Origin of the sequence: Dietzia sp. 111N12-1, assembly GCF_001658045.1 — a bacterium.
In the GTDB taxonomy this organism is placed as follows: Bacteria; Actinomycetota; Actinomycetes; order Mycobacteriales; family Mycobacteriaceae; genus Dietzia; species Dietzia kunjamensis.
On the sequence record NZ_LSSV01000051.1, the window covers coordinates 1 to 11,638 of the forward strand.

The window sequence follows — 11,638 nt, forward strand, 5'->3', positions numbered from 1 at the left end:
AACGCACTCTAAATCCGGAAGGGTCGCAAAACTGCGCCACCCAGCGCCACTAACCATTTCTGAGGGGAATTCGGCCATTTTCTAGCAACTAGCATCGCCACGACCGTAAGCAGAGCCCCAACTATAATGGACTTGAACCCCGTCATAGCGTACGCCAAAGCAAAGCTCACGACAGCCAATGCGACTAGCCCTACGCGCCTACTAGCGAAACCCCAGACCAAGAGAACCGGCAAGCGCGCATTAGTAAGCGCCCCAACCAAATACCGACCTAATGTACCGATGTTTTCATTATAACTGTCCCGCTGATCGTACACTTCTGCAAATGTAAACAGTGCTGGACGTAGGCCATAGAATAAAATCAGAATTGCAAAAATTACCAAAACCGAGATTACTATGATGGATTCAAAGACCGGATTCGGGAGGCGAAGGAGCCGGATCGGTCTCGCCGGCAGCACCACAAATTCGAACAAGATACCAAAGCAAGCCGCAGTCAACAGATGGAGCTGCAACAGACCAGCACCGTCTAACGGACCGTAGAACACAGGCACCCAAAGGAGCGGGACAGCGACTGTCGCCGCCAAGAATAGCAGCGCCGACATTCCGACACTTCTTGAGTTCTTCGAAAGTAGTAACCCCAAGAATACCGTTATTACAATCGCCCTGAAGACCTCAACCTCCCCCCCAGTCGCGGTGCGTGTAACCTTGATAATCAAAGTGAGGGGCGATCTGAGCCTGGGCAACGTACATTACCAGCCAAGAATACGCTGACAATAATAGTACGGAAACTGCGGCTCTCCCTATGCTGAAACCCGCAGCCCTGCCGCTCAATTCATTGGATTCTGGCTCCACCACTCCTCCTTTGACGCTCTAGTAGCATACTGGTGAAATCATTGAGCACCCTCGATTGAGAATCGAAGCTGAAACGCGTCTCAAAGGCGCGTCTCCCCCTTGCACCCATAGATGCGGCATCCGCCCTCGGATCGACTATAGCGAGAATTGCCTGCGCTATTTCCTCAACGTCCAGGGGGTTCACAAAGTGACCCGCGTCGATATCGCCCAGTAACTCTATCCACGATCGAAATTCCGATGCAATAAACGGTATCCCAGACGCCATATATTCGAACAACTTTGTCGGCTGCGAGGTCTTATAATTCGAAACAGGATGAAGGACCACAAAACCACCTATCGCGCCGCGCAGGATAGCTGGAATTTCACTTGAATCTACGGCACCCTTATAGACGACGACCTCTTTAGCTGATTCCATGGTTTTCACGGCGCCCTCATCGGCTTGTCCGACAACCACGAGCTTTCGGCCAGTGTTAGCAATCTCCATTGCTTGAACCATCTCATCGATCCCGCGGAGTTTGGTGACTCCGCCCACGTAACAAAAGTACCCTTCCGTGTCATTATCCCGCTCGACCTCTGGGAAGCTCGATTTCCACGGGAAATTCTGGACAACACAAGTTCGCTGCGCCGGTATCCCCTCTTCAATGTGCTTCGTGGCGGCAACTACGCCGTCGATACTCCGCGTAACTAACTCCAGTGCCAGCCAGGAGATCGCACGCGCGACTGGGCGTAGCAGAACAGGAATGTAGTCCTTACCCTCGATTTGTCCGACGAGAGACTCGTGAGCGTCGTAGACCACCACACTCCTGCGGTGCAGCAGCTTCCAGACCAGGAGCAGCGGTAACAATTCAGGGTCATGAGCGTGGACCAGGCGGGGGCTCAATGTCGCCAATTCCCGCCACACCCGCACTGACCCCATCAACGCCCTGCCCAGTCTGGAGCTAGAGTAGGCGGTCTTAACAATCCGCACCCCCTTCTCGACCGGCACTTCTTCGTCCCGGTTTTGCCCTGGCCCAATCAGTGTGACATCGTGCCCCGCTTTAGCGAGAGACCGGCATTCCTTTCGAAGGATCCGCGGATCGGAAAGTGGGTGAACGGTTGTGATGTGCGCTATCTTGGCCATTAATAAATCCTGTTTAGTGGTGGTTCAGTTTCGGCAATCTTAGATTGTGGGAGACTATTGTTTTTCCACCGCAACAGCCTTTGGTCTGCTTCAGAACTGATTGAGAGCCAAGGGGATTTCCATTGATCGCACCTCCCGGGCCATTTTTCCATCAAGAAGAACTTTGCTGAGGCGCTGGTTCCTGCGCGCCGGACTGTCGACGTCCGCCTACGGTCCCATTTTGATTTGTGTCAGACTTCTTGTGTTCCACCAAGGTGGCTCGTTGATAGTTCCCCAATCACCATCCACAAAAGCAGAAGGTAAATGATTACTTGCGCAAGTGAATACATTATCAGTGCGGCGAGCCACGACATCCCGAATGCAGCGGGAACCGCCAGACTTGCAGCGTAAGCGGTCAGACGGGTGACGTCCCAGACCAGGAGACGACCACTTCGATCGATGATGTTTAGCACTTGGGAAAATGGAGACGCAATGAACTGGAACAAGGCACCGCCGGCGAGAGCAGAAATTGCAATTCCCACGTCCCGCCACTCTGCGCCGAGCAGTGGCTCGGCGACAAATGGAGCAAACACTGCGGCTATAGCTAGCGGAAATATTGCGATAAGGAAGTTATCCCTAGCCCCTGTTCGCACCAGCTGGCGAGCCTCGAGTTGGCGTCCCTCTCGCGCGAGTTTGCCGACCTCCCCGACTACAGCTGCGGCGACCGCTTGGCTGATCAACCCCAATGGGGCAACTACGATTCGTACAGCCATTGCCACTGTTCCTACTACCGCGGCCCCGTGTAGAGCGGCAACGAGCAGTACTACAAGCTGCCCCGAAGCACTATTGATAAGGGCGCTAGTGCCTGCCTGCGCGCCGTTCACCCAGTGGTTTCGCCAATAGGCTCTGATCGCCAAACGGCCCTCGCCCCCGCGGATTTTGCCCAATGGAAGTAACCATATAGATCTGGCAGCTAGGAAGCCGGCAATTAACGCACCGATCGCAGCCGACCACAAGCCTATTGCCACTTGTACCACTGCAGTGCCTGCTTGTTGGAAAAAATTGGCTGCAGCCAGGTGGCGGTACTTCCGATTCCGCGTATACACTGCACCGCCCACTAACTGGAGACTTCCCAGTACCACCATGGGGGCCGTCCACAACAGCCAGGTGTCCGAGTCGAAAACTACGACCGCTACCACACTGGATATGGCAAGCAATAGTGAGATAGCAGCGACGGCTGAAAGAGCTGCCCCAATTCCGGACCAATATTCCGAGTCGATCGACTTTCGCTGAGCTATCACCTCAAAGCGCAACGTTGAAAAGCCCACAAAGGTTGATGCAATAGCCACCAGAGTAGAAAACGTACCGAACATCTCTGGCTGGAACAGTCTCGAGAGGACCGGAGTAAGCGCAAAGGCGACGAAGAAACCGCCAGCGCTGCCGATCATTACCGTGAATCCTGCTCGACGAAACCGGCTTTGTCCTGAAGTCGAGGCGCCCGGCGTCGTCACACTTTGACGACTTGGTTCGTCGACGCTGATTCGATGCATGCCTCGACCACCCTCACCGTCGCGAGCCCTTGTCGCATTGAAACGATATCTGCTTCCGCGCCAAGCAAAGCGTCGCGAAAATTCTCGTGCTCTACGCGAAGCGGTTCCGGCTTGGCGTAGGCGTAACGAACTACGTTGCCCTCAGAGACCCCGCGGAAGCGGGAGATCTCGTCCCACGTAGTCTCCACGCTTCCATTGGCGTAAAACGTTAAATCCGCGGTCAATGTGTCAGCAACGAAAGCCCCCTTCTCCCCGATAAGGACAGTCGTCCGCTCCTTGAGGGGAGAAAGCCAATTCACGAGGTGATTTGTCATAGCGCCCCCCGAAAGCCGACCGACCACCGCGACAAGGTCCTCGTGTTCTCTCCCTGATTTGTAGGCGGTCTGGGCCGAAACGCTTAGGTATTGCTGCTGGGTTACCCATGCGGTCAGGTCAATGTCATGCGTTCCCAGGTCTTTCACTACGCCGACGTCGGCGATTCGGCCCGGGAACGGCCCCTGCCTGCGCGTCGCAACTTGGAAGATCTCGCCGAGATCACCATTCGCGACGCGAGCCCTAGCCTGCTGAAGGGCAGCGTTATAGCGCTCGATATGGCCGACTCCACCAATCAGACCCTTCTTCTCGAAGGCCTCGGCGATCCGTTCCGATGACGGCACATCGTGGGCCAGCGGCTTCTCAATGAGCGCATGAACTCCTGCCTCCGCGAGCTCGAGCGCCACGTCCTCGTGGAAGGCAGTTGGCACGGCGACAGTGCAGTATTCGATCCCTTGCTCAATGAGCTCAGTGACGGAGGAAACCAGCAGTCGGTCCCCGCCGACGCCGAAACGGTCCCCTCCTGGATCCGCGACCGCCACAAGGTCGACCCCGTCGAGTGACCCTAGGACACGCGCGTGGTGGCGCCCCATCATGCCGAGTCCGATCAGCCCTGCCCGCAGATTCGCCATCTCAGCTACCTGCCTTGACAAGTGTGTTGACCGCGGTGACGACGCGCTCTAGATCTGCGTCGGACACCGACGGGTGGACGGGAAGTGAGAGGCACTCCAATGCAGCCTTCTCGGTTTCCGGAAGGTCCACCTCTGCGCGGAACGGCGCGAGCCGGTGATTGGGAACCGGGTAGAACATGCCAGACCCCACCTGGTACTCGCTCTTGAGGGCTGCGGCCACTCCGTCGCGATCTTCCGGGATGCGGATCGTGTACTGGTGGTACACGTGCCGGGCGCCGGCTGCCACCGGGGGCACCTTCACACCCTCAAGATGCTCATCGAGGTAGGCCGCGTTGGAGCGACGCGCCTCGGTCCAAGCGCCGACTTTGGTCAACTGAACACGGCCGATTGCGGCATGGATGTCAGTCATGCGGTTATTCAGGCCGACGACCTCGTTGTGGTACTGCTTCTCCATGCCCTGGTTTCGGTAAAGACGGAGCTTCCGTCCCACTTCAGCGTCCGCCACCGAGACCATGCCGCCCTCGCCCGAGGTCATGTTCTTTGTCGGGTAAAGGGAGAACATGGCGAAACGACCGAACGCCCCGACAGGTACACCGCCGAGGGCGGCGCCGTGCGCTTGCGCCGCATCCTCGAACACCATGAGCCCGTGCTTTTCGGCGACCGCTGCGATGCCCAGCATGTCCGCCGGGTGTCCGTAAAGGTGGACCGGCATGACGGCCTTCGTCCGCTCGGTGACCGCCGCCTCGACGGCGCTCGGCGAGAGGCAGAACGAGTCCGGATCAATGTCGGCAAACACCGGGGTCGCCCCGGTTAGCGCGACGGAATTGGCAGTGGCGGCGAACGTGAAGGAAGGGACGATCACCTCGTCACCCGGGCCGATTCCGCTAGCCAGCAGCCCAAGGTGCAGCCCAGACGTCCCCGAGTTGACGGCGACGCATTCACGGTCGAGACCAAAATGGGTCGAGAACTCCTTTTCGAAGGCTTTGACTTCTGGGCCCTGCGCGATCATGCCGCTGCGGAGGACTCGGTCGACCGCTGCGCGCTCGTCGTCGCCAATGAGGGGCTTTGCAGGGGGAATAAATTCCATTAGTTCATGTCCTCACAGAGAGTGTCTCCGGACTCGCGGTAGCGGTCCCCGGTTTTTTGGCAGATCCAGACTCCGTCGCCGGCGGCATCAAGCGGGATGCCCGCCTTGCCCACCCACCGGATACGACGGGCGGGTACGCCAGCGACCAGTGCGAAATCAGGCACGTCCTTGGTAACCACCGACCCAGCGGCTACCATCGCCCATCGGCCTATGGTCACTGGGGCCACGCACACGGCACGTGCTCCGATGGACGAGCCGACGCGGCACGTCACTCCGACCGCTTCCCAGTCGTCCCCTAGTTTGAGGGAACCGTCCGGTGAAATCGACCGTGGGTAGTGATCGTTTGTGAAGACTGCGGCCGGGCCCACGAAGACCCCGTCCTCTAAGCGGGCCGGCTCGTAGATGAGGGCGTAGTTCTGCACTTTGCAGTTATCACCCATCACCACGCCCGTTCCGACGTAGGCCCCACGGCCCACGATGCAATTTCGGCCTAGAACTGCGTCTTCCCGGACCTGGGCGAGGTGCCAGACGGACGACCCCTCACCGATCGTCGCATTCTCCGCCACGTCCGCAGTGTCTACGATGCGCACAGTCATCGTTCACGCCTCCTGGTTCGCGCGGCCGACGACGTGGAAAGCGACACCTTCAAACCGCTCAGGATCTAGGATCTTGCGACCGTCGACCACCACGCACACGCCGGGGAAATCCGACGCAGCGAGATCTCGGTACTCGGGGTGGTCCGCCTGCACGATCACGACCTCGGCAGGCTCACCCCGGTGATACGGCTCCCAACCGAATTCCCGTAACTCATCATCGGCGTACATTGGATCGTGTACCCGAACCGTGGCTCCGGCCTCTCGGAGTGCATCGACGGTGGCAAACACCCCTGAAAACGCCGTCTCCTTTACTCCTCCCCGGTAGGAGGCGCCGAGTACCACTGCGACCTTCCCGTCGAGCGCCCCACCCGCGGCCCCGACCGCAAGTCCGACGGTATAGGAGGGCATCGCTGCGTTAGCCTCCCGTGCGGCCTGGACGACGGTGGCCTCTGGGTCGTTCCACAGGTAGAGGCGAGGGTAAACTGGGATGCAGTGTCCGCCCACGGCGATTCCGGGCCGGTGGATGTGGCTGTAGGGCTGTGAGTTACTGGCCTCGATCACTTGGTAAACGTCGATACCATTTTTCGCGGCGTATACGCCGAACTGGTTAGCGAGACCGATGTTGACATCCCGGTACGTGGTCTCGGCGAGCTTAGCCATCTCAGCAGCCTCCGCGGAGCCCAAGTCCCAAACTCCATTGCCGCGGTCGAGGTCCGGCCGCTCGTCGAACTGCAATACCTGCTCGTAAAACTCGGAGGCACGCCGAGCACCCTCGGCGGTAAGGCCGCCAAGGAGCTTGGGGTACTTTCGCAGGTCTTCGAACACGCGCCCCGTCAACACCCGTTCCGGCGAGAACACGAGGTGGAAGTCTGTCCCTTCTTTAAGCCCCGACTCCGTCTCGAGCTTCGGCTTCCACCGGTTCCGGGTGGTGCCAACAGGCAGGGTCGTCTCATAGATCACGAGGGTCGAGTTCTCGGCGCGCAGTCCGCGGGCGATGTCGCTCGTCGCGGAGTCCATCCAACCGAAGTCGGGGCGCGCCTCGTCATCCACGAACAGCGGCACAACTACGACCACCGCGTCGCTCTTCGAGACGGCGCCAGCGGTGTCGGTTGTGGCAGTGAGGCGACCGGTCGGCACGAGCTCAGCGAGGTACTCGGCGAGGTGAGCCTCACCAGGGAACGGCTCCGTCCCCGCGTTGACCAGTTCGACAACCTTGGGGTTCACATCGGCTCCGAACACCTCGTGGCCGGACTTTGCGAACTGGACGGCGAGGGGAAGACCAATCTTCCCGAGGCCGACGACGGTAATTTTCATCTAAGCTCCGATCAGGGTTAGTTCTCGATGACCTTCGAGGTCGGATATACGTGTGCGTTAAGCCAACACTTTGCCTGCGTATGCTGCGTAATCACTTCCAGTTCGCGCCGGTTCACACGGACCGGTGGGACTCGCACCTCGGAAAGCGCCTCGTGCAGTGCGCCGGTCGTCGGATCCTCCGTGTCATCGAACAGCTCCTCGGCGAGCTTTTCCTTCTCCCGCAGTCCGGTGTATACGATCTCGATGTTCTTGCCCGATTGCTCGATAAGAGCCTTGGCGACGTCCGCGATTTTTACGGGCTCGCCCATGTCCAGCACCAACGTTTCGCCACTCTTCCCCAGTGCGGCTGCCTGGAGGACCAGCTGGCACGCCTCCGGAATGGTCATGAAGAAGCGACTCACGTCCGGATCGGTGACTGTCACCGGTCCCCCGTCCTTGATCTGCTTCTCGAAGACCGTGAGAACGGAGCCGCGGGAACCGAGGACGTTTCCGAATCTCACAGAGACGTACGTAGCATCGGTCGCCTCAAGCGCTGCGGCGGCGGTGAGCCCCTCTGCGATCCGCTTCGAGGTACCCAGCACCGAACACGGGTTCGCCGCCTTGTCGGTGGAAATGTTGACGAACGTCTGCACTCCGGCTTCCCGGGCTGCGTCGAGAAGGTTTGCGGTTCCGAGCACGTTGGTCTTGAGTGCCTCGAGTGGGTAATGCTCGAGCAGGGGCATGTGTTTGAGGGCGGCGGCGTGAAACACGATCTGCGGGCGGCGCTTGAGAAAGATCTCCCGAATCGCCTCGCGGTCACGAATGGAGGCGAGGATCGTGTCATCCCCGTCCAGCATTGCCTGCTCTTGAATCGACAACTGCACTGCGTGGAGTCCGGACTCGTCCCGGTCAAGCATCATGAGCTCCGCCGGTCGGAAGCGCTGAAGTTGTCGACACAGTTCTGAGCCGATGGACCCGCCGGCACCAGTGACGAGGATCCTTTTCCCTCGAAGGTAGTCGGCTATCTGCGTCTGATTGAGCCGCGCCGGGGTACGACCAAGGAGATCTTCCACGTTGACCTCTCGCAGCTCGTTCGCGGCCACCCGGCCCCGCATCAGAGAGTCCAGGGGCGGCAGCAGCAGGACATGCAGTCCAGCTCTCTCCGCTCGGTCCCTAATGTCGACGAGCTCGTCCTTGGGGAGACTCGGTACCGCGATGAGAAGAGTCCCGACGCCATACTTACCTACGACAGGTTCCAGGTCGTCGCGGGTACCCCGTACCCGGACGCCGTCGATCACAAGGTTCTGCTTAGCGGGATCGTCATCGAGGATCGCCACCGGACTGAACCGCGACACCGAGGATCGGCGCAGTTGTCTGACAAGCTGGCGACCGCCTGCCCCGGCCCCGAAAACGACAACCGGCTCTGCATCGGACGCGGTGCCGGCGCCAAACAGTTCACGTCGACGTACGAGTGAGCGCAACGTTAGCGCGCTGAGGATCGTGAAGGCTGCCGCGAATAGTGGCAGTGACCGCGGTACACCGCCCGCCCCCGGGACCGAGAAGTGGACGATGAACGCCAGCAGGGCGGCAACGGTGAAGGTCACCGTCAGATTCACGCTCTCCAGCAGGCTCCCCGGCACGAACCGCCCGCGATAAATGCCCGTCCCCACGCCGGCCATCCAGGCGAGCGCTGCCACACCGCCCACCACAAGGTAGAAGCGCCCCCCCTCAAGGACTGACGCCATCTCACGAGTGGAGAAATCGAACCGCATCCACAGGGCCAGCAGCGCCATCGTGCACCAGATGACGGTATCGATTGCGATCCAAGGTGAGAGTCCGTGCGTTCTACGTGTAGAAGACATGTCCATAGCCGTCCTTCCGGAGAGCAACGAGGTCTGGAAGGTGCGCGCTATCCCTTTACCGCCGAAGTCGACCCCTTCGAGGAGTAGTAGTACGAGTCGTAGTACTCGGCGGTGCCCCTCTTGATGGGCTTATCGGCCACCAACGCCACGCCGAGCAGGTGCGCGTCGGCGTTGCGGAGGTTGTCCACAGCCTGACTGACCTGGTCAGTGGTCGTCCGACGGTCGCGGACCACCAAAAGCGCACCGTCGGTGATCCTCGCGAGCACCGCAGCATCAGTCACGGGGAGCAGAGGGGACGAGTCGACAATGACATAATCATAAATCTTCCGCACCTGCTCGAGCAGGCTACGTGCGGTCTCCGAGCCGAGTAACTCCGAGGGGTTGGGCGGGAGAGGGCCACAGGCCAGCAGGTCGACGCCGTCGTACCGAGTCTCCTGCACTACGTCCTCGAATCGCGCCTGACCGGAGAGGACATTGGTCAGGCCCACCTTGTCCGGCATCGCCATATAGTTCACGACCCGAGGTCGTCGGAGGTCCGCTTCGATTACCAGCACCCGATGTCCCGCCTCCGCGAGGGCCAGTGCAATGTTGATCGTCGACTCGGACTTACCCTCGGACGCCACTGACGAGGTGACGACAAAGACCCTCGGAGGATTGTCGACGTTGAGGAACTGCAAGTTGGTCCGAAGTCGACGGAACGCCTCGGCGGCCGGGGAATGCCCCTCCCGGAACGGGACGATGTGCTCCGCGTCCTCCTCCTTGTCTTCCCTCTGCCGGAAGGGGATGCTGCCGACCACCGAGGCGCCGGTGAGCTTCTCCACCTGCGCCTTACCCTTCACCCTACGATCGAGAGTATTGACCAAGAGCGCCAATCCGACGCCAGCAAGTAAACCCAAGACGAGGCCCACGGCTATGTTCTGCTCCGTCTTGGGTGACACCGGGCTCGCGGGCAGGTTCGGCGGGGTGACCACGGTGAGCTTCGCGAGCGGCGGCCCCCCGCCTTCGGGGGTCTCCAACTTCTCGATCGTGCGAGGCAGGACCTGTCCGAAGCCCTCAGCGATCCGCATGGCCCGCTCCGGGTTCGGGTCGGTCACCGACACATTGAGGAGCACCGTCTTCGCATCGGCGATCGCAGTCGTCTGACTGACCACCTCACCCGCATTTGCATCGACGTTAGCGGCGTCGACAACTTGCTGCGCGATGTCGGTGCTATCGACCAGCGCCGCGTAGGACTGGACGCGCTGTTGAGACGCCAGAGAACCCTGGTAGGCCGCCGCAGCGCTGTCCCCTCCGGACGAGGTGACGTAGAAGGTGATCTTCGCCGAATACAAGGGAGTGGTAAGCAAGCTCAGCCCCAGTCCGAGCAGTCCACCAATCACGGTCAGACCCGCGATCGAGAGCCAGCGGGATCGGAGAACGGACAGCAGGTCCCGAAGGTCCACTCCAAGTTCCTTTCACGGTAGACGGCGTCAGCGACAGATAAAGGACGCGAGAGGGCGGCCACACCGAATGCACAGTGTAACCGGGCGTCTCATTTAACCCATCTATGTCGACCCATCCCCCCCGGTACGTCACTGAAGTTTCACCTGCATTCCCAGTGTCACCGCACAGTGAGTAGCCGCTCAATCTCATCACCTTCCGTCCTATCCCCGCGTTTTCACGGTCTGGCAAGTCAAGCCGCTGGCCCCTGACCCCGGCGTGCGCCGACCGGGTCCGCCGGAACTGCCCGAAAAGTGGAGCCATTGCTCGCCGGTTTTAAACTCAGTGCCCGGGTTGCCGGCCCTAACAATCAACCGCTCGTTCATGGGCACCGCCTGGGCGCAAGAGCTCGAGCGGTCCCCGAGTATTCGCACATGGTGTAGTTCTGGGGGTACACGGCGTCGCCGGTCTGAAACACACTTGGTTCTTTTGACGGCTGGGCGATTAAATTCCAACCAGGGTTTACTCGGCCCGTTCCGTAGCGTAAACGTTCCCTCGAACTCAGTCTGCGGCAGATTATTGAGATGGCCGTGCGGGCGGGCGTTGTTGTGCGAGGTGCAGATCTTGGCCCTCCGTCACCGTGCACACCTTGACCGGCTCGTTGGCAAGACCGCATGAGATCTCGCCTCCAAGATGGATCGCATATCGGGAACACGCGTCAGATCGAGGCTCGGGCAGCCGGACGGTTGTCCCGTCGCGGCCCAGAAGGGGTCACACTCGTCGCAGGACTAGGGCTCACCGCCGTACGTGACGTTTTCTCCATTCCCCCCAAAAAAAGTCGGCGCCCCCGAGAGGTGCTCCTGGGTAAGGGTGACCATCTCGCCTATTCGGACTCGTACGCCTCGGCGATATCGGACCCTTCCGGATTTAGAGTGCGTT

Annotated in this window: 8 protein-coding genes; all 8 read right to left on the minus strand. The window is 60.1% G+C overall.

What is annotated here, in order from left to right; all coding sequences use genetic code 11:
• Positions 1–829: 829 nt before the first annotated feature.
• The 8 genes from AYO52_RS17830 to AYO52_RS12910 all read right to left on the minus strand — a co-directional run bounded on the left by AYO52_RS17830 (position 830) and on the right by AYO52_RS12910 (position 10,722).
• Positions 830–1,969 carry a glycosyltransferase gene (locus AYO52_RS17830; RefSeq protein WP_082924002.1) on the minus strand — a complete coding sequence of 380 codons (1,140 nt, stop codon included), beginning with the start codon at positions 1,967–1,969 and terminating at the stop codon, positions 830–832.
• A 230-nt stretch (positions 1,970–2,199) separates the two neighbouring features.
• The gene (locus tag AYO52_RS17835; protein WP_172812170.1) at positions 2,200–3,396 is read right to left on the minus strand and encodes an oligosaccharide flippase family protein; all 1,197 of its coding nucleotides are present in this window, start codon (positions 3,394–3,396) and stop codon (positions 2,200–2,202) included.
• Positions 3,397–3,455: 59 nt separating this feature from the next.
• Positions 3,456–4,442, minus strand: a complete 987-nt coding sequence (locus AYO52_RS12885) for a Gfo/Idh/MocA family protein (protein WP_067718047.1) — start codon at positions 4,440–4,442, stop codon at positions 3,456–3,458.
• Position 4,443: 1 nt separating this feature from the next.
• Positions 4,444–5,529 (minus strand): DegT/DnrJ/EryC1/StrS aminotransferase family protein, encoded by a 1,086-nt coding sequence (locus AYO52_RS12890; protein WP_067718050.1) that lies wholly within the window; start codon positions 5,527–5,529, stop codon positions 4,444–4,446.
• The gene (locus AYO52_RS12895) at positions 5,529–6,125 is read right to left on the minus strand and encodes an acyltransferase (protein ID WP_067718053.1); all 597 of its coding nucleotides are present in this window, start codon (positions 6,123–6,125) and stop codon (positions 5,529–5,531) included. The genes AYO52_RS12890 and AYO52_RS12895 overlap by 1 nt, the downstream gene beginning before the upstream one ends.
• A gap of 3 nt (positions 6,126–6,128) precedes the next feature.
• Complete coding sequence (locus tag AYO52_RS12900) at positions 6,129–7,439, minus strand: nucleotide sugar dehydrogenase (RefSeq protein WP_067718056.1); 1,311 nt, start codon at positions 7,437–7,439, stop codon at positions 6,129–6,131.
• 17 nt (positions 7,440–7,456) lie between these two features.
• The gene (locus AYO52_RS12905) at positions 7,457–9,211 is read right to left on the minus strand and encodes a nucleoside-diphosphate sugar epimerase/dehydratase (protein WP_067718059.1); all 1,755 of its coding nucleotides are present in this window, start codon (positions 9,209–9,211) and stop codon (positions 7,457–7,459) included.
• Positions 9,212–9,327: 116 nt separating this feature from the next.
• Positions 9,328–10,722, minus strand: a complete 1,395-nt coding sequence (locus AYO52_RS12910; RefSeq protein ID WP_067718062.1) for a polysaccharide biosynthesis tyrosine autokinase — start codon at positions 10,720–10,722, stop codon at positions 9,328–9,330.
• Positions 10,723–11,638 lie beyond the last annotated feature (916 nt).

Bases quoted from the DNA above. Each gene is read 5' to 3' on its own strand.
- AYO52_RS17835 (WP_172812170.1), bottom strand. From the start codon at position 3,396: ATGATCGGCAGCGCTGGCGGTTTCTTCGTCGCCTTTGCGCTTACTCCG.
- AYO52_RS17830 (WP_082924002.1), bottom strand. From the start codon at position 1,969: ATGGCCAAGATAGCGCACATCACAACCGTTCACCCACTTTCCGATCCG.
- AYO52_RS12885 (WP_067718047.1), bottom strand. From the start codon at position 4,442: ATGGCGAATCTGCGGGCAGGGCTGATCGGACTCGGCATGATGGGGCGC.
- AYO52_RS12895 (WP_067718053.1), bottom strand. From the start codon at position 6,125: ATGACTGTGCGCATCGTAGACACTGCGGACGTGGCGGAGAATGCGACG.
- AYO52_RS12905 (WP_067718059.1), bottom strand. From the start codon at position 9,211: ATGGCGCTGCTGGCCCTGTGGATGCGGTTCGATTTCTCCACTCGTGAG.
- AYO52_RS12890 (WP_067718050.1), bottom strand. From the start codon at position 5,529: ATGGAATTTATTCCCCCTGCAAAGCCCCTCATTGGCGACGACGAGCGC.
- AYO52_RS12900 (WP_067718056.1), bottom strand. From the start codon at position 7,439: ATGAAAATTACCGTCGTCGGCCTCGGGAAGATTGGTCTTCCCCTCGCC.